The sequence below is a fragment of the Lysinibacillus mangiferihumi genome, from assembly GCF_003049665.1.
In the GTDB taxonomy this organism is placed as follows: domain Bacteria; phylum Bacillota; class Bacilli; order Bacillales_A; family Planococcaceae; genus Lysinibacillus; species Lysinibacillus mangiferihumi.
Map to the genome: position 1 here is coordinate 18,502 of NZ_PYWM01000027.1, position 24,266 is coordinate 42,767.

Annotated in this window: 20 protein-coding genes and 1 riboswitch; of the genes, 1 reads left to right on the forward strand and 19 read right to left on the reverse strand. The window is 37.3% G+C overall.

Annotated elements, in window-relative coordinates; all coding sequences use genetic code 11:
- Positions 1–89 precede the first annotated feature (89 nt).
- The 7 genes from C9J37_RS20835 to C9J37_RS20865 form a co-directional block, all read right to left on the reverse strand.
- Complete coding sequence (locus C9J37_RS20835) at positions 90–1,124, reverse strand: methyl-accepting chemotaxis protein (RefSeq protein WP_107896925.1); 1,035 nt, start codon at positions 1,122–1,124, stop codon at positions 90–92.
- A gap of 37 nt (positions 1,125–1,161) precedes the next feature.
- A complete protein-coding gene (locus C9J37_RS20840; RefSeq protein ID WP_235617192.1) occupies positions 1,162–1,878 on the reverse strand; it encodes a hypothetical protein in 717 nt (238 codons plus the stop codon).
- Between the two features lie 36 nt (positions 1,879–1,914).
- Positions 1,915–2,289: a hypothetical protein gene (locus C9J37_RS20845; protein WP_069509653.1), complete on the reverse strand. Its 375-nt coding sequence runs from the start codon at positions 2,287–2,289 to the stop codon at positions 1,915–1,917.
- 148 nt (positions 2,290–2,437) lie between these two features.
- Positions 2,438–2,525, reverse strand: a riboswitch (cyclic di-GMP riboswitch).
- Between the two features lie 182 nt (positions 2,526–2,707).
- Entirely contained in the window at positions 2,708–3,661 is a 954-nt protein-coding gene (locus C9J37_RS20850) for a tRNA dihydrouridine synthase (RefSeq protein ID WP_029747424.1), read from the reverse strand.
- Positions 3,662–3,982: 321 nt separating this feature from the next.
- Positions 3,983–5,935, reverse strand: coding sequence for a lipoteichoic acid synthase (locus C9J37_RS20855; RefSeq protein WP_107896927.1), 1,953 nt, complete (start codon positions 5,933–5,935; stop codon positions 3,983–3,985).
- Between the two features lie 471 nt (positions 5,936–6,406).
- Entirely contained in the window at positions 6,407–7,390 is a 984-nt protein-coding gene (locus C9J37_RS20860; RefSeq protein WP_107896928.1) for a bile acid:sodium symporter family protein, read from the reverse strand.
- Between the two features lie 11 nt (positions 7,391–7,401).
- Positions 7,402–8,790 carry an FAD-binding oxidoreductase gene (locus C9J37_RS20865; RefSeq protein WP_107896945.1) on the reverse strand — a complete coding sequence of 463 codons (1,389 nt, stop codon included), beginning with the start codon at positions 8,788–8,790 and terminating at the stop codon, positions 7,402–7,404.
- Positions 8,791–9,020: 230 nt separating this feature from the next.
- Between C9J37_RS20865 and C9J37_RS20870 the strand changes: the two genes are divergently transcribed.
- On the forward strand, positions 9,021–9,746 hold the full coding sequence (locus C9J37_RS20870; RefSeq protein WP_107896929.1) for a FadR/GntR family transcriptional regulator: 726 nt from the start codon (positions 9,021–9,023) through the stop codon (positions 9,744–9,746).
- 206 nt (positions 9,747–9,952) lie between these two features.
- Here the strand turns inward: C9J37_RS20870 and C9J37_RS20875 are convergent, their stop codons facing one another.
- From C9J37_RS20875 to ligA, 12 genes are all read right to left on the reverse strand, one after another.
- On the reverse strand, positions 9,953–10,807 hold the full coding sequence (locus C9J37_RS20875; RefSeq protein WP_107896930.1) for a malate synthase: 855 nt from the start codon (positions 10,805–10,807) through the stop codon (positions 9,953–9,955).
- Positions 10,808–11,426: 619 nt separating this feature from the next.
- The gene (gene rlmD, locus C9J37_RS20880; protein WP_107896946.1) at positions 11,427–12,791 is read right to left on the reverse strand and encodes a 23S rRNA (uracil(1939)-C(5))-methyltransferase RlmD; all 1,365 of its coding nucleotides are present in this window, start codon (positions 12,789–12,791) and stop codon (positions 11,427–11,429) included.
- A gap of 107 nt (positions 12,792–12,898) precedes the next feature.
- Positions 12,899–13,021: a cytochrome bd oxidase small subunit CydS family protein gene (cydS, locus tag C9J37_RS29460; protein ID WP_255313777.1), complete on the reverse strand. Its 123-nt coding sequence runs from the start codon at positions 13,019–13,021 to the stop codon at positions 12,899–12,901.
- A 12-nt stretch (positions 13,022–13,033) separates the two neighbouring features.
- The gene (locus tag C9J37_RS20885; protein WP_107896931.1) at positions 13,034–14,059 is read right to left on the reverse strand and encodes a cytochrome d ubiquinol oxidase subunit II; all 1,026 of its coding nucleotides are present in this window, start codon (positions 14,057–14,059) and stop codon (positions 13,034–13,036) included.
- The gene (locus C9J37_RS20890) at positions 14,056–15,402 is read right to left on the reverse strand and encodes a cytochrome ubiquinol oxidase subunit I (RefSeq protein ID WP_024364478.1); all 1,347 of its coding nucleotides are present in this window, start codon (positions 15,400–15,402) and stop codon (positions 14,056–14,058) included. The genes C9J37_RS20885 and C9J37_RS20890 overlap by 4 nt, the downstream gene beginning before the upstream one ends.
- A gap of 338 nt (positions 15,403–15,740) precedes the next feature.
- The gene (locus C9J37_RS20895; protein ID WP_107896932.1) at positions 15,741–16,655 is read right to left on the reverse strand and encodes a diacylglycerol kinase; all 915 of its coding nucleotides are present in this window, start codon (positions 16,653–16,655) and stop codon (positions 15,741–15,743) included.
- 112 nt (positions 16,656–16,767) lie between these two features.
- Positions 16,768–17,331: a thioredoxin family protein gene (locus tag C9J37_RS20900; RefSeq protein WP_107896933.1), complete on the reverse strand. Its 564-nt coding sequence runs from the start codon at positions 17,329–17,331 to the stop codon at positions 16,768–16,770.
- 167 nt (positions 17,332–17,498) lie between these two features.
- Complete coding sequence (gatB, locus tag C9J37_RS20905; protein ID WP_069509620.1) at positions 17,499–18,926, reverse strand: Asp-tRNA(Asn)/Glu-tRNA(Gln) amidotransferase subunit GatB; 1,428 nt, start codon at positions 18,924–18,926, stop codon at positions 17,499–17,501.
- A gap of 1 nt (position 18,927) precedes the next feature.
- On the reverse strand, positions 18,928–20,391 hold the full coding sequence (gene gatA, locus C9J37_RS20910; protein ID WP_107896934.1) for an Asp-tRNA(Asn)/Glu-tRNA(Gln) amidotransferase subunit GatA: 1,464 nt from the start codon (positions 20,389–20,391) through the stop codon (positions 18,928–18,930).
- Positions 20,392–20,415: 24 nt separating this feature from the next.
- Entirely contained in the window at positions 20,416–20,703 is a 288-nt protein-coding gene (gene gatC, locus C9J37_RS20915; RefSeq protein WP_024364473.1) for an Asp-tRNA(Asn)/Glu-tRNA(Gln) amidotransferase subunit GatC, read from the reverse strand.
- Positions 20,704–20,987: 284 nt separating this feature from the next.
- A complete protein-coding gene (locus tag C9J37_RS20920) occupies positions 20,988–22,124 on the reverse strand; it encodes a CamS family sex pheromone protein (protein WP_107896935.1) in 1,137 nt (378 codons plus the stop codon).
- 132 nt (positions 22,125–22,256) lie between these two features.
- Positions 22,257–24,254, reverse strand: a complete 1,998-nt coding sequence (gene ligA, locus C9J37_RS20925) for an NAD-dependent DNA ligase LigA (protein ID WP_107896936.1) — start codon at positions 24,252–24,254, stop codon at positions 22,257–22,259.
- Between the last annotated feature and the right edge of the window lie 12 nt (positions 24,255–24,266).

Here is a 24,266-nt window from a genome sequence, read left to right on the forward strand (position 1 = left end):
CTACTCCCATTAGCTTTTACTAGAATATATGAAAGAGTGCCAGACACTAAAACAATTTAGAATTGTTTTAGTGTCTGGCACCGATTTCTCTATATTTTTAAGCTGACAAGGTTTCCTGCTTCTTGCACTAATTTATCCATTGTACTTAATTCGTCATCGCTAATTTCAACTAGCTCCTCAAACATTTCCACCGATTCACGTGAAATGAACGAAATGTCTCTCATTGCCACCATGATTTGCTGAGAGCTTGAAGATAATTCTTCTGTACTTGCAGATGAATTGGCATTATTTTCAGCAATAATTTTTGTCGTTTCTACAATTCTTTCGAACATCGTACCAATTTCTAAAATGGTAGTATTCGTTTGTGCAAACTCTTCTGTTCCTTGCTTCATGGATGTAACCACTCGATCCGTCTCTTCTTGAATATTTTTTACGATATTCGATACTTCAGCAGCGGACTGTTGTGATTGTTCTGCTAATTTACGAACTTCATCCGCAACGACAGCAAACCCTTTTCCATGTTCACCTGCACGAGCTGCTTCAATAGCTGCGTTCAATGCTAATAAATTGATTTGCTCTGAAATCCCCGTAATTACTTTTACAATCTTGCCAATCTCATGTGATTTTTCTCCAAGGATATTGATTGCATCAAAAGTTGTATTAATCGTTTGATCAAATTGCTCCATTTTCACCATCGAATCTTTTAGCTTTTCGTTACCCTCTTGCGTCAATTCTAACGTCGTATTCGATTGTTCTGAAATTTGGTTTGATCTTATAGACAGTTCTTCGATAGCCACTGTGATGTCTTCAATCGAAGTTGAACTTTCCTCCGTAGCTACTAATTGTTTTTTTAACCCTTTGCCTACCTCATCAATGGCTGCTCTAACGATATCAGCCTTCTCCGCTGCATACTCTCCATGTTCAACAAGATTTTGACCTTTTTCATTTATATTTTTTTCGTATAGATGAAATTGCTCTTTTAATTGACTTGCAGATAATTCCTCTGCCCCGTTGGTCACTTCACTCTGACTATCGGCCCGACGTTTAAGCGAAAAATATCGGTAAGCAAAATACAAGGACGTGCATAATAAAAATACTATAATCACTAGCATAATAGCATCCATGATATAAAAATCTCCTATTCTCTCTACCTATGATGTTTTATAACTCTTTTACAATAATATAAATTCCATCAGCTACAGTCGCTGGGATATCGTTTAAATGCTCATTGCTTTCGTATTTATGAACAATGAAATCCCCTTCAACATTTACATATTTTTCAAATCCATGATACTTCTGTAACAAAGTCATTGACTTCGGATTTGTAGCTTCAGCTAACACCAGTCTTAACCCTTCTTCAGATGCTTTTTGAACTAACATATCACCTAACGTTTGTACAATTTCATGACGATTGTGCTCAGCAACGACACCTAATAAAAATAAATGCAGCACTTCATTATCTTCCATTTCTTTCCCATATCGTTGTTTATAGTCATTTAAGAAACGAACATCGATATCCTCTAAGACATCCATCACAATATTCATATCAGAAAACGTACCACTAAAAATAGGACCTTCATGTATTTCCAGTGCGTTTGTATCTCCAACTAGAGCGCCTACTACATTGTGCTCTGCATCAAGCGCAACCACACAGTATCCTTGATGCACATTGTCTTCAATGTATTCCTTCGTGAATTGGTAGAAATCATCATAAGGCAATTTTAAAGAGTACCCGATTATCGGTTCTTGCACCCATTTACCGGCTACATCTACTCCAACAAATGTTTTTGCTAAACATGTTGCCGCTTTTTCAATTAAATCTGGTTGGTCTTTTGTAATGATTTCATATGTATATACATCTTGTAATGTTGGCATCATAAATTCCTCCAAAATATGCTTCTAGTGATTTAAAAACTATCGTGTTGCTAATTGTGATACATTGTCAACTACTGTTCCTGGGAAATTCACTCCCTCTAAAGCATTTCTCACTTGCACATAGGCAATTTTAGAGGATGGATTGACAATATAGATATCTTTGAAGCCAAGTGATGCGTAAAACATTAATGTTTGCCCTAGCTCCGCTGAAACTTTAGATGGAACAGGTGATTGATACGTTGCATCAACTACAAAGGTATAGGATTTTTTTGGTACTTTCGCCACGGTCTCTTCCAAATCTTTTATATATTCCTCTACAAGTTCTGTTTTAATAAACCCATGAACTTGAACGTGTACTTCTTTTTTTGCTTCATAAATCGCCATATTATATTTCGGTTTATCAACGACTAACATTTTTAATCTCCTTTTTCATATAGTTTTTTTACTATCCTATACTAATAAGACTTTATTAACGCTATAGTTCTTTAATTCGTCTCCTTTTAGGAAAATAAAAACTACCCTTATTATAAAAATTAAGGATAGCCAAATAATCGTTTATTATTTTGGCAACCCGACTATCATAATCCCAATAGGATTTTAGACTCGTAGCTTTGCGTCCTTACCTTTCAGTAAGTTTGCCTTTTCATTTTCTTAAAATAATTCTAACATTATTACAATTTCACATTATAAATTACATGTCAATTTTTGTCGACACTAGTAGTATTATCTAAAGAATATTAGGTAAATATAAGTAATATTAAGATACTACGTAGTAAGAATGTAGTACGTGCCAGTCACTCAAACAATTTAGAATTGTTTGAGTGACTGGCACCTATTCAAATTGATTGAGTAATTCGCGTACTTCATCCGTTGTCTTTGTATTCATCAACTGATTTCTTAATTCACTTGCCCCGCGGAATCCTTTAACATAGATTTTGAAAAAGCGATGCAACGCAGTAACTGAACGTGGTAGCTCCTCAGCATATTGATCTTGAAGATCAAGCTGTAATCTTAAAAGATCAAGATATTCTTTACTACTATGTTCCTTCGGCTCTTTTTCAAAAGCAAATGGATTTTTAAAAATACCTCGCCCAATCATCACGCCATCCACACCATATTGTTCAACTAGCTTCATACCTGTTGCACGGTCAGGGATGTCTCCATTGATTGTTAATAGCGTATTTGGTGCAATTTGATCTCGCAGTTTTTTAATTTCCGGAATTAGCTCCCAGTGTGCTTCTACTTGGCTCATTTCTTTTCTCGTACGCAGATGGATTGATAAGTTGGCGATATCTTGTTTTAAAATATGTGTAAGCCATTCCTGCCACTCATCCACTTCTGTGAAGCCAAGTCTTGTTTTCACACTGACAGGCAGCCCACCCGCTTTCGCTGCTTGAATAAGTTCCGCAGCAACATCAGGACGTAAAATAAGACCGCTTCCCTTGCCTCGTGAAGCCACATTCGGTACAGGACAGCCCATATTAATATCAACACCTTTAAAACCAAGCTCCGCCATACCAATACTCATTTGTCTAAAATATTCAGGATTATCTCCCCATATATGAGCAACCATAGGCTGTTCATCTTCAGTAAAAAGCAAACGTCCTCGCACACTTTTCTGACCCTCTGGATGACAATAGCTATCTGAATTTGTAAACTCGGTAAAAAATACATCTGGTCTACCTGCTTTACTTACGACATGACGAAACACAACATCCGTCACATCTTCCATTGGAGCAAGTACAAAAAATGGTCGCGGTAAATCCCGCCAAAAATTATTCGTCATATTTTACTTCAAACCCTCTCATTATAGGATATTCGGTTATACACTTATCCCCTAAAACTTCATTGCTTCTACTTCTAAAAACGAATCGTCCTTAACACCATAATGCTAGTTTCAGCAATAAAGTCATTATTATAGTATAACCTAGCTTTTGTTATTTATCTTCATACAGTTCCTACTTTAATTAGATTTCTAACTTCTAAAATCAGGAAATACTATGAACTAGCGGCTCGTGTTAAAAAGCGAAAAGGCAGTCCTAGCTAACGGTACAATATCATAAACTTCGTGATATCAAACTCATCATCTTGAACTGCCTACTAATTATTATTTAGCTTCTATACTCTCATCTTTGTTGTAATTGTACTTTGAAGAATCTACTGGCGTATAACCTGTTGGTTTATAAAATCGCAGTAAATCACCATTCACTACTTTGTCAGATAAGCCTAATTTAAAATCTACTTCTTTTTTAATAGCTTGTGCTGCCTCTAGTTGACTATCATCTAGTAGTAATCCGGTTTTATTATCATAAAATTTTTCATTAATTGAATAAATCTCTGGACTCACAAAATCGCCATTTCTAAATGGCACAATTTCATTATGCTCATCTGATAATAAGTCTGAACCGAATTGAATAAAGTTTTGTGTATCAATTCCTAGTAAATGTAAAAGCGTTGGAAGCAGGTCTGTTTGACCACCATACGTATGGTTGATACCACCTTGCATACCTGGAACATGAATAAATAATGGGACACGTTGTAAATTAGCACTTTCATATGGTGTAATTTCTTTCCCCATAACTTGTTCCATTGCTGCATTATGATTGTCTGAAATACCATAATGGTCACCATAAAGAACAATCATTGAATTATCATATAAACCTGATTCTTTTAGTTGATTAAACATTTGTTCAATTGCTTCATCGGCATAGCGTGCTGTTTGGAAATAATTATCTACACTTGCATCGCCCGTATTCGCTTTATCGATTGTTACTAAGTCTTGATTCATTTTATATGGATAATGGTTCCCTACCGTAATTAATTTTGTATAGAACGGTTGTGGTAAAGAATTTAAAAAGCTTTGCGATTGTTCAAAGAACGGTTTATCTAACAAACCATATTCAGCCATATTATCTGAAGAGGCTGTGTCATAATAATTTGCATCATAAAACTTATCGAATCCAAATGATTTATAAATAACATTTCGGTTCCAGAAGCTTCCGTTGTTACCGTGGAAGACAGCCGATGTATAACCATAATCTTTTAAAATACTTGGTGCTGCTTGATACGTATTTTGTGCTTTTGTAATATAGGCAGAACCTTGTGGTAATCCGAATAAAGAGTTTTCTAACATAAATTCTGCATCAGACGTTTTACCTTGACCTGTTTGATGGAAGAAATTATCGAAATACAATGTATGATTATCTTTTGCTAATGAATTTAAAAATGGTGTAACTTCTTGACCGTTTAATTTATAGTCGATCAGGAAGTTTTGGAATGATTCTAAGTGTAAATAAATTACGTTCATTCCTTTTGCTGCACCAAAATATTTTGCATTCGGATTCGCATAGTTCGATTTTGTATAGTTAATTACTTCGGTAATATCACTACTATCAGCCAACGCTCTTTGTGAGGAAGCTTTCATCGTTTCTACTGAGTCATAAATCGTATAGTTATACATACCTAAATATTTCACAATATAGTTTCTATCAAACCCTCGCGTTAATAGTTGAGGGCGGCTAGCCTCAGCTAATCCTAAATTGACGACTGATACGATTAATGCAAAAGCAATAATCGCCATTGCTTTTTTATATCCAAATGATTTTGTTTCTTTTGGTACTTTGCTTGAGAATCGTAGATAAAACATGACAACGACATCCACAAAGAACAAAAGATCATAAGGTTTTAATAATGAAAGAATACTACCACCTAAATCGCCAAAGTTTTGCGTTTGGAAAATGGTTGGTAACGTAATAAAATCACTAAAAAATCTGTAATATACTACATTGGCATATAAAAGAATTGACATAAGCGTGTAAATAACAAGCAGTAATGTATATCTTTTCTTTCCTCTAATTAAAAAAGCAATCCCTAAAAATAGCATTGCTGAACCTAGTGGATTTAACAGTAAAAGGAAATGTTGAAGTGCTCCTTCTACACCTAAATCAAATTGTGCTGTCTGCGTGATGTATGTTTTCATCCATAACATGACGACAGCTACTATATATATCCCTAAAAAGCTGTTTAATAAGTCACCTTTTTTACTTATTAGACTTTTCATTTCTGCACCTACCTATTACTTATTAATTGAAATCTAATGTTAGATTGTTCGTATAAATTTCGGAAAATTATTACTTCACTATAGCTTTTTTTCGGTAGCTAATGTATAATACTCCCGTTTTTGCACTTCTGTCAAGTTGTAGACGATATTGCAAGAGAATAAGTTTCGTTTCTCTCTAGTACTGCCACGCTTGCCATAAAAACACCCTGCAAACGTTAGTTTGCAGGGCAATTTAGGTCAAATCATTCTTTGTGTCTTCTTAAACATGTTGAATTTTATAAATGACCATACTACATGACTAAACTGGATTGCTTAAGATTTTACACTTCATACATATTTAAACGCCTTTGCGAAAAAATTTGTTATAAAAGAATTCGATCGTAACAAACCAATAACAAACAAAAAAAGAACGAATTCCAGCAAAATTGGAATTCGTTCTTTTCTTATTATATTGATAACGTCTACCATCTTTTATACTTGTGTTTCGACGTTGCTTTCTTGTATTTTTTCGTTAAGCTGATACTCAATGTTTTCCGTTTTTTTCGACCAATAAGTGGCAAGAATTGGACCGGAAATATTATGCCACACAGCACCAAGAACACTCGGTAAGGCAGCTAACGGACCAAAATGGGCAGTGGCTAATGCTACCCCAAGACCAGAGTTTTGCATCCCCACTTCAATGGAAATCGCTCTCCGATTACTTTCATTAAGTCCTAATAGTAGCGCTGTTAAATAGCCAAGCAGCAGCCCAAATGCATTATGAAGCATTACTGCCGTAAAAATAATAAATCCTGCCGATGCTATGCTATCAACATTGCCAGCAACAACTGCAGAGACAATAATGATAATAGCCACTACTGAGATAAGAGGAATGACATTAATGCTCTTTTCTACAATCTGTGGAGCAAATTTTCGTATGACGATGCCTAAAATAATCGGCAAAATAATCACTTGAATAATAGAAGTAAACATTGCCATTGGATCGACCGGCATCCATTTACCTGCAAGTAATAGAAGTATGAATGGTGTGGTAATTGGCGCTAATAACGTTGAAAAGGAAGTCATCGTAATGGATAATGGGACATTGCCCTTCGCTAAATACACCATGACGTTCGAAGCTGTACCCCCTGGAACTGAACCGAGAAGAACAAGCCCTGCCGCTAATTCTGCGGGTAAGTTCATGATATAGGCAATGGAAAAAGCAGTTAGCGGCATAATAAGATATTGAGCACAAACACCAATAATAACGGGCACTGGATTCGTTAAAATTAATTTGAAATCAACCGCTTTCAACGTTAGTCCCATACCAAACATAACGATGCCGAGCAAAATTGTAATATAGCCACCAAATAATAAAAATGGATCGGGAATGATAAAAGCAATAACAGCTATGCAGATGACCCATAGCGCAAAGTATTTTCCAGCTATCGTACTAATCGCTTCTAATATTTTCATATTCCCACTCCCTATTTCTTTATTTTTAATATTTTATTTGGATTCAACAGTGCATCCGGATCAAGCGCTTGTTTAATCTTTTCCATCACAAGCAGTGCTTTCCCATGTTCTTTCTCTTGGTATTTCTGTTTCCCTATACCGACACCATGCTCTCCTGTACAAGTTCCCCCTCGTTCAAGCGCATACATAACAATTAATTCATTAAATTCATCCGCCTTTGCTATGTCATTAGCATCCTGCATATCAATCATTAAAAGAACATGGAAATTGCCATCACCGACATGTCCAACAATCCCCCCTGTAAGGGCAAACATATTCAGTGTTTTTCTCGCATGTTCAATAGCCCCTGCTAACTCAGAAATCGGTAAACAAACATCTGTCACCATCAGTTTTTTTCCTGGATGTCCATGGACATAGGCGTAAGCTAAATTATGGCGAGCTTCCCATAGCTGATTTCGCGCTGCATTATCAGTCTCAAAATCTATATTTTGACAATTATGCTCTGCTACAATTTCTTTCATAAAATCAACGTCTTGCTTTAAGCCAGCTTCATTTCCATGAAACTCTAAAAATAACGTAGGTTGCTCTTCATATGCTGTTTTACTATGCAAGTTCACTTGTTTCATAGAAGGTTCATCAACCAGTTCGACTCTTGCGATTGGAATTCCGGCCTGTAATATACTAACGACTGCTTCAACTGCATCATTGACTGTTTTGAAAGATGCCCGAGCAGCCATTACATATTCAGGAAGTCCATAAACTTTTAGCGTCAATTCCGTAAAGCAACCGAGCGTTCCTTCAGACCCTACAAAAAGACCGTTCAAATGAAAGCCAGATGAAGATTTTTCCGCTAAATTACCGGTATGAATAACCGTACCATCCGACAGCACAACTTCTAAATCTCGAACTTGATCGCGCATTACTCCATATTTAACAGACGTTGTGCCACTCGCATTTGTCGCGGCCATTCCACCTAGTGTTGCATCTGCCCCAGGGTCCACTGAAAAAAACAAACCGTATTTTTTTAACTCTTTATTTAACTGCGAACGCGTTACCCCTGGTTGAACTTTTACGAGAAAGTCCTTCTCCCTTACTTCTACTATGTTGTTCATGTCTGAAAAATCAATGGTAATCCCTTGTTCATAAGGAATTACATGTCCTTCCAAGCTTGTTCCTCTGCCAAATGGGACAATTGGAACTTTATATTGATTTGCAATAGTTAGTATGTGACTCACTTGTTCTGTTGTTGTTGGAAACACAACGATATCCGGCAAACTAGCTTGATGATAAGATTCATCACTACTATGTTGTTCTAAAATTGTTTGATTGATCGTTACTTGGCTTTCTGACAGAACACCTTGTAAAGCGCTCACCAATTGTTCATTTGTTGCACTTGCCATCATTTTATTCTCCCCTTCTTTTCTCCCATTTTCCCAAAGTCATGAATGATAAATAAATAGGTTATACCAATCTTCATAAATATTAAAATTGGTCCAACCATTTTTATTATACTTAATATTCAGAAAATATCAATAATTAATCATTTTCTTTCATTGCTAACAAGGTGGGAATTCTGTATGATTAAAGCGTTTATACTTTTACTATGTAATTGAGGGGAAGGACATAGGAAATGCTGCAACCAAAGAAAAAAGCTTATCAAGTTATTGTAGATCAAATACAGGAATATTTTTTAAATGGAGAATTACAGCCTGGAGAAAAACTACCGACGGAAAGAGAATTAGCGAGTCGCTTTAATGTAAGTCGAACATCGGTTAGAGAGGCACTGCGAAAGCTTGAAATAAAAGGAATTATAGATATTAAACAAGGCAGTGGCAGTTTTCTGAAATCACCTGAATGCCATTCATTAGGACAAGAGCTTTCCTCTACCATTTTAAAAACAGAAAAAAAACTTATTTATGAAATGCTAGAGCTTCGCCAAACACTTGAAGTAGAATGTGCCTTTTTAGCTTCACAACGGGCCACTTCTGAAGATTTAGAACGAATTGGGCAAGCATTGGAAATGATGAATCAAGTAAAAAATGACGTGGAACTAGGCATTCAAGCTGATTTAAGCTTCCATATTAATATCGTTCTCGCTGCTCATAATTCAATCTTCTCGCAATTATTCCAAACCCTTAGCGAACATATGCAAGATACAATCCGTGTGACCCGAACACAGCGCTTAAAAGACTTAGACCGTACGCAAGAAACTATAGATGAACATAAAGAAATTTACTTGGCCATCGCAGCCGGTGATGCCACGCAAGCCAAACAACTAATGGAAAAGCATATTAAGCAAATCCGAAGAGAATTGACCTCCTCCCTTTTCAATCATATTGGCGAACAACATAAATAAAACTACATCTACCCTCAATAAAAAAGCCACGGATTGATATTAAATCCGTGGCTTTATTGACAAAAACTAAAAATACATAAATAAGTAGATCTTATTTATATTTTATACAAAAAGAACGAATCCCATGAATAAGAATTCGTTTTTGATAAATGATTGTATAAAAAAATGTCAGTTCCCTGTCATTCTTATTATCTTTGAGATAGCGTCTAAATACGCATTAATGCCCCATTCGGCTTTGGTAAATCTTGAACTGTTATCTGATTCATTTTACAAAAATGTTTTAAAAATTGTTGTGCAAGCTCTCGTTCTGTTGGTTCACTCTTCAATGAAACGATATCGAGTAAAATTTGAGCCATCCATAAATTATCAAAATAACGGTATTTACCTGTATTCCATGTCATTTTGTCAGGGTATTTTTTATCTATATAATAATTCCATAAAAGTAGCTGATTCGATTCCTGTTCTGTAAGTTGGAGTCTGTATTTTGAATGGGCCGGAATATTCCCATCTTCACACAGCTTACCGATGAAATCTTCATTCACCATATAGACACCTAAAATACGTCTGTCTTTTTCAGGCATGCCAGAATCTAATGCTGTTAATAGGACAGCGCTATTTTGGTGCATGCGGTTAGGTTTGTTTGGCTTTCCTTTGTTATTACCACTTTTTATTGCGCCTGAAAAAACCTTCCACTCTAAAAAAGAACTATTTTGTTCTTCTGTGTCACACTTAAAAACCATTTGAGATTCTGGATGAAGTTTATGATGCTTCATCAGTTTTTCGTGTTCTAAGCGAAGTTTTTGGTTTCTTCGTTGCAGTTTTTTTTCTTCTTCCTTCCTCATTTCTTCTTCCTTACGTTCGATTTCCTTTTTTTGTATTATTTTTTCGATTAACTGAGCATCACTTTTATCATGGAGTTTTAAGTACTTTCCAAATACATCAGGGAAAACAAACATTTTATTTTCTGATGCAAAATGTATTTCAATAATGGACTCATTATGTTTAACGATACTACCCGTGCCAAAACGCTTATGTGTAACTTTCTTATTAATTAGATTCATTATTCTAGTCCTCCTTATGGAATAAAACCTCGGTTACTATTAGATAGTCAATTAATCATTTAATTCAACTACCTACCTCAAAAAGCTCACATAACTGTTTTAATTTTTTTCTTCGTCTTAATAAAGGATATTAAAAAACGTATCCAAATTCTATCTGCAAAAAAGGTCAGCGGAATTCGAAATACGATTTAAAAAAACAATTATAAGACTATTATAACATTTTTTTAAAAAATCACAAACTTATTGTTGACAACATATTTTATTATAAGGTAAAATAAAAAATTATTCTCTAAATCCTCATGAAATAAGAGCCTTATAACAAATCACAAAGCTTCTGAAAAGCCCCTATAAAAAGCAACTGATTTCCGCTGATAAGCATAGGAAATCTTCTTAAAATAAATCAAGTTCCTTCCCTAGAAAGAACGGATGGAAATCTATGTACAATCCTATAGGCTGAACATACATATATTCCAATTAATTTCCATATAAAAAGACCCCAATTTCGCAAAAGTTATTTGCAAGATCAAGGTCTGTATTGAAAATATCTACTTTTTCAAGTTTTATAGGAATGCTTTTAAATTATCCGAATCGTTCAATCATTATATGTGTCCCCCGAATATTAAGCAAATTCCAACCAAGCAACTGCTTCACAATGTGTAGAGTGCGGGAACATATCAACTGGTTGTATTTCTTGTGTTTTGTATCCGCCATCTTCCAAGATGCGTAGGTCGCGTGCGAGTGTGGCTGGGTTACATGATACGTATACTACTCGTTTAGGACGCTGCTCTAAAATCGTTTGTAAAAGGGCTTCGTCGCAGCCTTTACGTGGTGGGTCGACAACTAGGACATCCGCTTCCTTGCCTTCCTTATACCAGCGTGGAATGACTTCCTCTGCTGGGCCTGCCTCGAAGTACGTATTGGTAAAGCCGTTCAGCTCTGCATTGCGTTTTGCATCTTCAATAGCTTGGGGTACGATTTCAACACCCATCACCGCTTTTGCTTTTTGTGCTAGGAATAAAGAGATGGTACCGATGCCGCAATAGGCATCAATGACACGTTCATGTCCTTGTAAATCAGCATAGTCGAGCGCTTGCTTGTAAAGTACTTCAGTTTGCTGCGGATTTACTTGATAGAAAGAACGTGCTGAAATTTCAAAGCGTACATCGCCGATAGCGTCAATAATGACGTCTTTGCCCCAAAGGTTAATCGTTTCATCACCAAAAATAACGTTTGTTTTATCGCTATTGATGTTTTGCATAATGGATGTAACATTTGGTACTAGCTTTACTATGCTCGCTACAGCGGCTTCTTTTTGCGGGAATTTTTTCTTTTTCGTCACAAGTACAACCATGACCTCACCTGTTGCACGTGCTGTACGGATTACGACGTGACGTAGCATGCCTTCATGTGATGCCTCATTGTATGGTTGCATGCCGATAGCTGTTAATTCTTTTTTTAGACCAGAAAGAATTGCGTCTGCCTCGCCTGTTTGAATAAGACAACGATCCATATCGACAATCGTATGCGATTTTGTTTTGTAAAAACCAGCAATCACTTGGCCGGCGTCATTTATGGAAAATGGAATTTGGGCTTTATTACGATATTGCCATGGTTCCTCCATCCCTTTCACTGGTAAAACGGGTGCTTCGATTTTGCCTAGACGTTGCATAACATTACGCACCATATTTTCCTTCCACTTTAACTGACCTTCATACGATAAGTGCTGTAACTGACAGCCGCCACATTGCTTGAAGTAATCACAAGGTGCTTCTACTCGATCAGGTGAAGGCTTTAAAATATCCAAGACTTTTGCAAAGCCATAATTTTTTAATGTTTTTAAAACATGGACTTCTGCTGTTTCATTCGGTAAAGCCCCTTGGATAAATAATGGATAGCCTTCGACTTTTGCGACACCATTGCCATCATGTGTTAAATCTTCTATATAAACTGTAAGTTGGTCATTCTTTTTTACGGGTGCTGACATTCGTACATCCTCCATTTCAATCTCCTTATTGTAGCATGTGATAGCGGAGGAAAAAAGAACAAGGCTTGAATTTATCAGGTTGTGCTAATTTTGCTAAAAAAGAGCCGCTATTCGCGACTCTCTTTCTTATTTTTTCTTACATAATCATCCTTTGGTGCCCACCAAAACATAATGATGATACTAATAATGACGACTATAAACGGCGCATAAAATATTTCGATTTTTTCCATACCTATATCCCCCTATGCATGATGGTCTTCTTTTCCTGTCACGTAATTTTTGTTGAATAGGAATAATTTCAACAATAAATAAAGCGAAGGCAGAAGCAAGCATAATCCTAAAATAAAGACGATGACTAATGCAATGGCCATTTGCGTGCTTGTGAAGCTATCGTAAATTGTTAAATACGGATACAGTAAATATGGATATTGTGCGATGCCATAGGCGAAAAATGCTACCGCAAACTGCGCGATTAATAATCCTACTGCAAGACCATAATTTTTTCGCATCCATAGTAATATCACTGTAATGATAAATAATACGGCGGAAATAGCAAACATCCACCATAAATCAACCATATTCTGATAGCTTTCAGGGTTAATGGATTTCATCTCATACATAATACCAAGTGCACTAATCATTAAAGGCGCTGCCCAAATAAGCGCGTATTTTCGCATTAAATTTGTAGCCTCTACATCGGTTGCTTTATGTGCATACCACGTTAAAAATACTGCGGATATATAGAGAACTGCCGCTATACTTAATATGACAATACTCCAAGCAAATGTACTTGTATATAATGTCCAATAATTTAATACAGGTTGACCTTCTACAATGTCTACATAACCACCACCTGCAATAGCAAAAACAACAGAGAGCGAAGCTGGAATCAATAAACCTGATACGCCATATGTCAGCGTGTAACCAATATGCCCGCGTGCCCCATACGCCTCAAATGCATAATACGACCCTCGAATTGCAAGCAACACTAATGAAATGCTGACTGGAACAAGCAAAATCGTTCCATAATAGAAGGCGGTTTGTGGAAAGAATCCTACAATCCCTACAAAGAAAAATACTAAAAAGACATTTGTTACTTCCCATACAGGCGATAAATAACGCTTAATAATATTTGTTATGACATGATTTTTTCCAATAAGTAAACTGTAAGCATTGAAAAAACCTGCCCCAAAATCAATAGATGCCACCATCACATAACCGAAAAGGAATATCCATAAAACTGAAATTCCTAGAACTTCTAATGTCATATGATGTCACCGCCCTTTTCTGTATGCCGATCTTCAATTTCACGTTCAATCGGATTCTTTTTAAACATACGAACTAATACGACTGTACTTCCTATTCCAAGTACAGTATACACACCTGTAAATAACAGCATCATTAAATCTACATGATCACTCGTTGTAGCGCCTTCTGGGGTACGCATGATACCGTATAATATCCACGGTTGACGTCCAACCTCCGCAAGCCACCAACCGGCTTCAATTGCAATAATTGACAGTGGAGCACCTGCTACAATAATCCATCTAAACCATCGTGCATGAATAAAGCGCCAACCTCGGGGTTTCCCTACTACGTAAAGGAAGGACACTAATACCATAAACATGCCGATAAAGACCATAATATTAAAAAGATAGTGTATATAAAGTGGTGGTCTGTCTTCCTCCGCATATTGATCTAAACCAATAACTTCTGCATTTGGATTATTGCGTGCTAGTATACTTAAAGCATAAGGAACTTTGATGGCATACTTAACTTCCTCGCCATCCAATACACCAAATAAAACCAATGATGCTTTATCTGTTGTTTCAAAATGCCATTCAGCCGCTGCTAATTTTTCTGGTTGGTATTCCGCTAAGTATTTACCTGAGAAATCGCCTATAATTGCTGCAGCAATTGATGAAACTAAACCGATTTTCATCAGTAAAAATAAAGACTTTTTATGGTAAACATGATCTGAGCCTTTGAGCATACGGTAGCCTGCAATGGCTGCCAAGACGAATGCTGATGTCATATAGGCTGTTACGAGAACATGCGCAACTTTTGTTGGCATAGCCGGGTTAAACATTGCTAGAAATGGTTGAATATTCACAAGCTGTCCGTCCACAATATCAAAGCCTTGAGGTGCGTTCATAAAGGCATTTACCATTGTGATAAAGACAGCTGACATGGATGCACCAACTGCAACAGGTATTAGGAGTAACATATGCTTTTTCTGGCTATCAAAGCGATCCCATGTATATAAATAAATTCCTAAGAAAATGGCTTCAAAGAAAAATGCAAAGGTTTCCATAAAGAGCGGTAATGCTATCGTTTGCCCTGCAAGTTGCATAAAATTCGGCCATAGTAACGATAATTGCAATCCAATAGCTGTTCCTGTTACGACTCCTACAGCAACGGTAATGACGAAACCTCGTGCCCAACGTCGCGCCATCAAAATATAATGTTCATCATTCTTTTTATATCCAGTCCATTGTGCGATCATGATCATTAACGGCACACCGACACCAATCGTTGCATAAATGATGTGGAATGATAACGTAAGCTCCGTTAACGCACGACTCCAAAAGACTGCTGATTCATTAATCATCTCATTGCCCTCCTAACTTCCAAATATTCTTCCAAGTATGGAAAGTAGCATGATAATTGCAACACCAAAACTTAACCAAATAAGCTTCTTTTCCTGTGACTTATACAACTGCACCACTTCCTTTCCCTTTCCCATACCCATATTTTCCACTATTCCAACTAAAAAAACCTTTATAATGGTCCGATATTTCGGCCTATTATAAAGGTTTCAAATTTTGTTCAAGTAATATACGCACATTTGCCAAACATTTTTCTTAATTCGTTCACAATGCTTCATTATATGGTAATAAAATACAAAAAGCGTAAATTTATAAAATAAAATTTACGCTTTTTGTTAATCTAAATACGGTCTTCCTCACGAATATCTTCAATTGGTACAAAAATTTCAATATGGCGTTTTAAGTTTTCAAAAGTCGCAGGCGCATCTCCACCATATTCACCATCTAAATTTAAATGAACTTCACTATCCGTCGTTACTTTTACAACACTTGCCTTTTTATAAATAACACGATCATCCTTTAAATGTTCGCCTCGTAAAGCCATTGCTGCAAGTTGAATAAATTCTGGCAAGCTTACTTTTTTTAATACTAATAATGTGAAGTAGCCATCGTTGATGCTCGCATCTGGCGCAAGCTTTTCAAAGCCTCCTACTGAATTCGTTAAGCCACATAAAAACATCATGGCATCGCCATCGAATACTTCACCATCATATTCAATACGCATATGCGATGCCTTAATAGATGGAATCATTTCAACTGCTTTTAAATAGTAGGCAAGCTGTCCAAGCATTGTTTTCATTTTGCTAGGTACTTCGTACGTTAGCTCAGTAATACGTCCTCCAGCAGCAATATTGATGAAATAGCGTTCTCCATTTAACAATCCAACATCAACTGGTAAGGTATCCCCTTTAATAATAATATCAACGGCTTCATCAATATTTCGTGGAATATGGACAGCACGTGCAAAATCATTCGTTGTCCCCATAGGAATTAGACCAATCTTTGGACGTTTATCGAATTGGCCTACACCAGAAACAACTTCATTTAACGTTCCATCGCCACCAACCGCTATGATAATATCAAATCCACGTTCTACTGCATTTTTTGCTGCCTCTATTGCATCACCTTCACAAGTTGTTGCGTGACAAGATGTTTCATAGCCTGCTACCTCTAGTTTCTCCAATACTTCTGGTAGATGCTTTTTAAACACTTCTCGCCCAGATGTAGGATTATAAATGATTCTTGCTCGTTTCATAACATACCTTCCTGCTTCATAAGATTCTAATACTTTCAACGAATTTTTCGTTGAAATGTTGCACTACTATTACTACGCCAGCACAAACACCTCTGGCGCTAAACAAAGTGTTTTATTTTTGTAATGCTGCTGTTACATGTTTTTTGAAATCTTCATATACATAAGTCCAATTTGTTTTGTTGGTAATATTGTCTTCACGAATTTCAGCGTAAAGCGATTTTTGTGCTTCCTCAAAATTTGGGTCTTCTTTATCTGGCAACGTCGCTCTTTTGTTCACAACAATATCCTGTAACTCTGGCGCACGTGGTCCCCATTTACCTATCACTTGTCCCGACTCATTTAATAAAATATACATCGGAATCGCGCGTCCACCATTTGTTAAATAACGGTCGATTAAATCTGTATCTGCATCACGGAAAACTGTACGCATATCTAATCCAGCTGCTTCAGCAACACGGCGAATAATTGGATTATTTAGCATTGCATCGCCGCACCAATCTTCTGTAATGGTTAAAATTTTTGGTTGCTTGTCCTTCAGTAACGTTACAAAACCATCGTTTGTTGGCACTTCAAAACCATCATAAATTAGAAAGCTATCTTCTTTTAGCGTCGTCATCTGATCCATATATTGTTGAATTGAAATGGCTTCTTCAAAATATTGTTGCTCAGTTTTCATATACTATCCCCTTTTTAAGTGATGTGATTGTTTCTATTCTATATTTTGCTATGAATACTCTTTTTAGACAACTATTAAGTGCTACTTTTTGTTAGTATGTACAGTCTTTACATTTAAAAAGCCAAGAAAGTGAAGACACTTTCTTGACTCGTTGTAATAGCAAAAAATTAGCGTTTAGCAATTTCTTGTTGTAATAATTTATTAACCATTGGTGGGTTCGCTTGGCCTTTTGTCGCTTTCATAATTTGACCGACTAAGAAGCCAATTGCACGATCCTTACCATTTTTAAAGTCCTCGATTGATTGTGCATTGTTATCTAATACTTCTGTAACAATTGCTAATAAGGCACTCTCATCTGAAATTTGAACTAAACCTTTTGCTTTTACGATGTCATTAGCTGAACCGCCGTTTTCTACTAATTCAGCAAATACTTTTTTACCGATTTTAGAAGAAATTGTACCGTCCGTAATTAACTTCACCATACCAGCAAGGTTTTCTGGTGTTAATGCTGTATCTTTAAGATCCTTTTGTTCAGCATTTAAATAAGCTGAAACATCGCCCATTAACCAGTTAGCTGAAAGTTTTGCATCTGCACCATCAGCTACCATCGCTTCAAAGAAATCCGAAATTTCTTTAGAAATAACAAGCACGCCCGCGTCATAAGGTGTTAAGCCTAATTCTTCAACATAGCGTTTTTTACGAGCATCTGGCAGTTCAGGGATTTCTGATTTAACGCGCTCTAACCATTCATCGTCGATTGACAGACGCACCAAGTCAGGCTCTGGGAAGTAACGATAATCATCTGTTCCTTCTTTCACACGCATTAAAATTGTTTTACCTGTTTTTTCATCAAAGCGACGCGTTTCTTGATCAATCACGCCACCTGAAAGTAATACGTCAGCTTGGCGTAACTCTTCGTGCTCAATCCCACGACGTACGTAGTTGAATGAGTTCAGGTTTTTAAGCTCTGTTTTTGTACCGAATTCTTCTTGGCCATATGGGCGAATCGAAATGTTGGCATCACAGCGCAGTGAACCTTCTTCCATTTTACAGTCTGAAACATCTGTATATTGGATAATGGATTTTAATTTTTCAAGGTAGGCGTACGCTTCATTTGCTGTGCGAATATCTGGCTCAGACACGATTTCTACAAGCGGCGTCCCTTGACGGTTAAAGTCCACAAGTGAGTGGTCACCAGCATGCGTTAGTTTACCAGCATCTTCTTCCATATGAAGACGTGTAATACCGATACGTTTTGTATAACCATCTACTTCAATATCAATCCAACCGTTTTTACCGATTGGCTTATCGAATTGTGAAATTTGATAAGCTTTCGGATTATCTGGATAGAAGTAGTTTTTACGGTCAAATTTTGTTTCTTGTTCGATTTCCATGTTTAATGCAAGTGCTGCACGCATTGCGAAATCTACAACGTTTTTATTTAAGACAGGTAGGACACCAGGGTAGCCTAGGTCGATTACTGTTGTGTTTGTATTTGGTTCAGCACCGAAGTGAGCTGGCGCTGGCGAGAAGATTTTTGAGTTTGTTTTTAACTCAACGTGTACTTCTAAACCAATGACTGTTTCAAAGTTCATGTTATTTTCCCTCCCAAATTTGAGGAACTTCTTTATGGAACGCAGTAGCTTGCTCGAACGCATGCGCTACACGGTAAATTGTTGCTTCATCGAAGTATTTACCGATAATTTGCAAGCCTAATGGTAGACCATTTTCAAAACCACATGGAATTGAAATGGCTGGCACACCTGCTAAGTTCATAGGAATTGTTAAAATATCGTTAGCATACATCGTCATCGGATCATCTACATTTTCACCAATTTTAAATGCTGGTGTTGGTGCAGTAGGTCCAATGATGACATCAAAGTCTTCGAATACTTTGTCGTAGTCTGCTTTGATAAGTGTACGTGCTTGTTGCGCTTTTTTGTAGTAAGCGTCATAAGTACCTGCGCTAAGCGAGTATGTTCCTAGCATGATACGACGTTTTACTTCATCACCAAAGCCTTGCGCACGTGTTTCTTTGTAAAGGTCCATTAAATTCTTCACGTTTTCAGCACGGAAGCCGTAACGGATACCATCGAAACGAGAAAGGTTTGATGAAGCTTCAGAAGAAGATAGGATATAGTAAGCTGCAAGTGCATATTTAGAATGAGGAAGTGATACTTCTTCTACTGTTGCCCCTAAGCCTTTTAGTACTTCTAATGCATCCAGTACGGATTGACGTGCTGCTTCGCCAACACCTTCACCTAAAAATTCTTTTGGTACAGCAATACGTAAGCCTTTGACATCGCCAGTTAGTGCTGCTGCGAAGTTTGGTACTTCTACATTTGCTGAAGTTGAATCGTTAGGGTCTAAGCCTGAAATTGCTTCTAATAGAAGTGCATTGTCTTCAACATTACGTGTAATTGGTCCGATTTGGTCTAACGAAGAAGCAAATGCTACAAGTCCAAAACGAGATACACGACCATATGTAGGTTTCATCCCTACGACACCGCAATATGCTGCAGGTTGGCGGATTGAACCACCTGTATCTGAACCAAGTGAAAATGGCACTTCTCCTGCTGCTACTGCTGCTGCAGATGCACCTGATGAGCCACCTGGTACGTGGTTCAAGTTCCATGGATTTTTTGTTGTTTTATAGTATGAGTTTTCATTTGAAGAACCCATTGCAAACTCATCCATGTTTAATTTTCCGATTGTAATCATGCCCGCTTCGCGTAGCTTATTTACAACAGTTGCATCGTATATTGGCATAAATCCTTCAAGAATTTTAGAAGCACATGTTGTTTCTAAGCCTTCTGTTACGATATTGTCTTTCACGCCAATAGGAAGACCAAAAAGTGGTCCACGTTTTTCAAATGGTACTTTGTCCATTTCAGCTGCTTGTGCAGTTGCTTTTTCTTCGTTTGAAGCAAGGAAAGCTTGTACATCGCCGTCAAGCTTTGCCACTCGTTCATATGCTTCTTTTGTTAAGTCAGCGATTGTTAGCTTACCAGCTTTAATATCAGCTTGTAGCTCCTTTGCTGAACGTTCAAATAACGTCATGAGGAATCCTCCTATGTTTTAGTATTACATGATAGCTGGTACTTTTACTTGACCATCTTCTTGTTCTTTTACATTTAACATCATTACATCGCGGTCTAAACCTTTTGTTGCCACGTCTTCACGCATTACGTTTACTAATGGTAAAACGTGTGTTGTTGGTTCAACATTTGTAGTATCTAACTCGTTTAACTGCTCTGCAAAGTCAGTAATTTTCCCAAGTTGCTCAGCAAATTTTTCCGCTTCTTCTTCTGTAATTGCAAGACGTGCTAAATTCGCAACGTGCTTAACCTCTTCTTTTGTTAATTTTGCCATTGTTCACACCTCCGAATACTATCCAATTCATTGTTTTTATCGATAACAATAGGGTTGAATAAAGTTAACCATGCCCATTATCATAACATTTTTCCTACTAAAAATCACAACTTTCACCAAAAATATAGAAACTTTCACTACTATGACAAAGTGTTGTCTTATGATGTCTTCTATTGTTGAAATGGACAACATCATCCATAGCGGATTTCCGTACTTTGAGGCTTATTCGTACTATGTCTTGTTCTCATTTCATTAAAAATAGCCAGCACAAGGCTGACTATTTTTTACTCATACACGTGTACATATGGGTCTTTATCATTCGCTTCTTTCATAATTAAAGCTTCTGGACCATTAACCGATGTAATGCTCACTTCGACATTGATATTATCAAATTGATTGATAAGGACGCCCGTCAAATATTGTGTGAAACCAATAATTTCAGCCGTGCCGAAAAATTGGATTGGAATTTCAATTGAGAGCTTTTGTATTTTTTTATTTTGATAGAAGCCAGTACCAATTACACTCGTATAGTTAGAAAAATATTTATCAACATCTTGTTTGAAGTTTTTAAAATTATTACTTACATCTCGATAAGCATCATGTGTGTCATCTGTAGGGAACATCACATATTCTTCATCAAGCGCCTGCCAATCGCCAATATCATTTTGCCCTTCTTTGGCAACACCATAAGTAAAATACGTACCTGGAATTATTTCATTGCGCGCTCGCTGTTTAAATAGCCCTACGACAATCGGTACATCTTTTAGTTCATCACGTGTACGCATACGGGAAACGATTTCAGCCGCCATCTTTTTGCCTTGTTCAATAAGAGCAGATTCCGGAATAGGCTCCTCGTAATACTCCCCATATTGTTCTTTCTGATAATAATAAATAGAATTCAAAGCGAGCCCGATTGAAATACCACCTAGTTTTACTTTGTTATCATCCGTTTTCTTTAAGTAGTTTTGCTCTACAATATGGGCTAAATAAATAGGCGCTTTGGTTGCACGTTCTTCTGGCGTCATAGCGTCTGTTGTCGGAGGATTTAAACCATTCTCCGTTTGTGAACTACGCGCTAACCAGGAGCTTACTGTGCTTTCAGCTAAATATTGCCCTTCTTGGAAGTAATAATTTTCTGTGTCAAACTCATTTTGAGAAAGACGCATTAACCCTGTTTCAACTTCCTTCATATCATACTTCGTGTAAATATTTGAAACGACTAATCCACGGCTTGCACTTTCTTTATATGGAATGAGTGTTTTATAAAAAGATTCATCAATCTGTAGACTAGGAATAATCGTTGTTTCCGCTTTTTCCTGTTGCGTTTCCTGTGTAAGCTCTGTCTCCTTCTTATTCGAAGGTACACAGCCGACTAGCATTGCAGCAGCTACAATTGCTGGAATGAGTCGAAATGACTTCATTATGTTAGTACCCCTTTACTAATATCAGATTCGTCTTGGACAAATTATATTTGACGCCACTAATTTTTGGGCGCAAATATTCTTTACGCTTTACCTGTTTTCTTGCGTTATGAAGCTTTACTTTAAATGATGTTAAGTCAGTTGCTCAATTAGGTCATCTTCGTTCCAAATTTCAATGCCTAGTTGTTGTGCTTTCGTTAGTTTGGAACCCGCATCCGAACCAGCAATAACAAGGTCTGTTTTCTTACTAACACTGCCTGTGACAATTCCACCTAACTCTTCTATTTTCGCCTTTGCATCGTTCCGTGTCAATTGCTCAAGTTTACCAGTTAATACGATTGTTTTCCCTGCAAATGGATTGTCTCCTAGGATTACTTCTACCTTTTTTCCTTTATATGTCATATTGACACCCGCTTCAGCAAGTCGCTTAATAACAGCACGGGCATCTTCATTAGCAAAATACTCAACGAGCGACGAGGCCATTTTATCGCCAATTTCATGAATCGCAACAAGTTGTTCCTCAGATGCAGCCATAACCGCCTCCATCGTCTCAAATTCCTCTGACACGATTTTCGCTGCCTTCTCTCCAACATGTCGTATTCCTAACCCAATCAATAGACGTTCCATCGAATTGTCCTTAGATGCTTGAATAGCTTTCACTAGGTTGGTAGCTGATTTCTCACCCATTCGTTCCAACTCTACTAATTGCTCCACTGTTAACTGATATAAATCGGATACATCATGAATTAAATCAGCGCGCAACAGTTGCTCGACAACCTTCTCGCCAAGCCCATCAATATTCATGGCGTTACGGGAGACAAAGTACTTGATGCTCTCTGCAATTTGAGCAAAACAAGCTGGATTCACACAGCGTAAGGCAACCTCCCCCTCAATTCGAATCAGTTCACTATCACATACCGGGCAATTTGCCGGCATTTCGTAAGGAATTGAATCTTCTGGACGTTGCTCTAATAATACCCCGACTACTTGAGGAATAATATCCCCAGCTTTTCGGATAATGACGGTATCTCCAATGCGAATATCCTTCTCGCGAATTAAATCTTCATTGTGTAGAGAGGCGCGTTGCACTGTAGTTCCAGCGACCAGTACCGGTGCTAACATCGCAGTTGGTGTGACAACGCCAGTGCGTCCTACTGTTAAATCAATATCAAGTAATGTTGTGACAACTTCTTCAGCGGGGAATTTGTAGGCAATTGCCCATCTTGGACTTTTTGCTGTATAGCCAAGTTCATCCTGCTGTGCAAAACGGTCGACTTTGATAACAATACCATCAATTTCATAGGCTAAATTCGGTCTGTTTTCTGTCCAATATTCAATAAAGGACAATACTTCCTCAATGGACGCACAACGTTGACGCTCCTTATTCGAAGGGAAGCCGATTCCTTCTAAATAATCTAGCATTTCGCCATGTCCATCAATTCCGTACGCCTCACCATCTCCCCCAATTGCATAGATAAAGGTTGATAATTGACGACTTGCGGCAATTTTAGGATCTAATTGACGCAATGAGCCAGCAGCGGCATTGCGAGGATTTGCAAATAATTCTTCGCCATTTTCTGCTCGCTTTGCATTCAATTTTTCAAATGATTTTTTAGGCATATAGGCTTCGCCACGTACTTCAATCGTAATTGGTTCTTTTAAGCGCAGTGGCACAGCACGAATCGTTTTTAAATTTGCTGTTATATCTTCCCCTACAACGCCATCACCGCGTGTAGCTCCTTGCACAAAAACACCATTCTCATATTTTAATGAAATAGCAAGACCATCTATTTTCAATTCGCAAACATAAGAAAAGTGATCGCCGATTGCTTGACGAATTTTACGGTCAAACTCTTGTAAGTCCGCTTCATTAAATGCGTTTGACAGACTTAGCATCGGATAATCATGCGTCACTTTTTTAAATCCTTCTACGATTGCACCGCCTACACGCTGTGTCGGTGAATCAGGATAAATAAGTGACGGATTTGCCTCTTCTAATGCAATGAGTTCATGTAATAGTTGGTCATATACACTATCTGCAACTAGAGGGTTATCTAGCACGTAATACGCATGCCCATATTCATGCAATAATTTATTTAACTCCGCTATGCGCTGTTCAATTTCATTCATTTAAGTTCCTCC

What these genes read in the sequence shown, in the direction of transcription:
- ligA (WP_107896936.1), bottom strand. Translation starts at nt 24,254, where the DNA reads ATGAATGAAATTGAACAGCGCATAGCGGAGTTAAATAAATTATTGCAT.
- C9J37_RS20865 (WP_107896945.1), bottom strand. Translation starts at nt 8,790, where the DNA reads ATGGCAAGTGCAACAAATGAACAATTGGTGAGCGCTTTACAAGGTGTT.
- C9J37_RS20875 (WP_107896930.1), bottom strand. Translation starts at nt 10,807, where the DNA reads ATGAATCTAATTAATAAGAAAGTTACACATAAGCGTTTTGGCACGGGT.
- C9J37_RS20855 (WP_107896927.1), bottom strand. Translation starts at nt 5,935, where the DNA reads ATGAAAAGTCTAATAAGTAAAAAAGGTGACTTATTAAACAGCTTTTTA.
- C9J37_RS20900 (WP_107896933.1), bottom strand. Translation starts at nt 17,331, where the DNA reads ATGAAAACTGAGCAACAATATTTTGAAGAAGCCATTTCAATTCAACAA.
- gatC (WP_024364473.1), bottom strand. Translation starts at nt 20,703, where the DNA reads ATGGCAAAATTAACAAAAGAAGAGGTTAAGCACGTTGCGAATTTAGCA.
- C9J37_RS20920 (WP_107896935.1), bottom strand. Translation starts at nt 22,124, where the DNA reads ATGAAGTCATTTCGACTCATTCCAGCAATTGTAGCTGCTGCAATGCTA.
- C9J37_RS20890 (WP_024364478.1), bottom strand. Translation starts at nt 15,402, where the DNA reads ATGATTAATGAATCAGCAGTCTTTTGGAGTCGTGCGTTAACGGAGCTT.
- C9J37_RS20835 (WP_107896925.1), bottom strand. Translation starts at nt 1,124, where the DNA reads ATGGATGCTATTATGCTAGTGATTATAGTATTTTTATTATGCACGTCC.
- C9J37_RS20885 (WP_107896931.1), bottom strand. Translation starts at nt 14,059, where the DNA reads ATGACATTAGAAGTTCTAGGAATTTCAGTTTTATGGATATTCCTTTTC.
- gatB (WP_069509620.1), bottom strand. Translation starts at nt 18,926, where the DNA reads ATGAACTTTGAAACAGTCATTGGTTTAGAAGTACACGTTGAGTTAAAA.
- C9J37_RS20860 (WP_107896928.1), bottom strand. Translation starts at nt 7,390, where the DNA reads ATGAAAATATTAGAAGCGATTAGTACGATAGCTGGAAAATACTTTGCG.
- rlmD (WP_107896946.1), bottom strand. Translation starts at nt 12,791, where the DNA reads ATGTCAGCACCCGTAAAAAAGAATGACCAACTTACAGTTTATATAGAA.
- C9J37_RS20870 (WP_107896929.1), top strand. Translation starts at nt 9,021, where the DNA reads ATGCTGCAACCAAAGAAAAAAGCTTATCAAGTTATTGTAGATCAAATA.
- gatA (WP_107896934.1), bottom strand. Translation starts at nt 20,391, where the DNA reads ATGACGTTATTTGAACGTTCAGCAAAGGAGCTACAAGCTGATATTAAA.
- C9J37_RS20840 (WP_235617192.1), bottom strand. Translation starts at nt 1,878, where the DNA reads ATGATGCCAACATTACAAGATGTATATACATATGAAATCATTACAAAA.
- cydS (WP_255313777.1), bottom strand. Translation starts at nt 13,021, where the DNA reads ATGGAAAAAATCGAAATATTTTATGCGCCGTTTATAGTCGTCATTATT.
- C9J37_RS20850 (WP_029747424.1), bottom strand. Translation starts at nt 3,661, where the DNA reads ATGACGAATAATTTTTGGCGGGATTTACCGCGACCATTTTTTGTACTT.
- C9J37_RS20845 (WP_069509653.1), bottom strand. Translation starts at nt 2,289, where the DNA reads ATGTTAGTCGTTGATAAACCGAAATATAATATGGCGATTTATGAAGCA.
- C9J37_RS20895 (WP_107896932.1), bottom strand. Translation starts at nt 16,655, where the DNA reads ATGAAACGAGCAAGAATCATTTATAATCCTACATCTGGGCGAGAAGTG.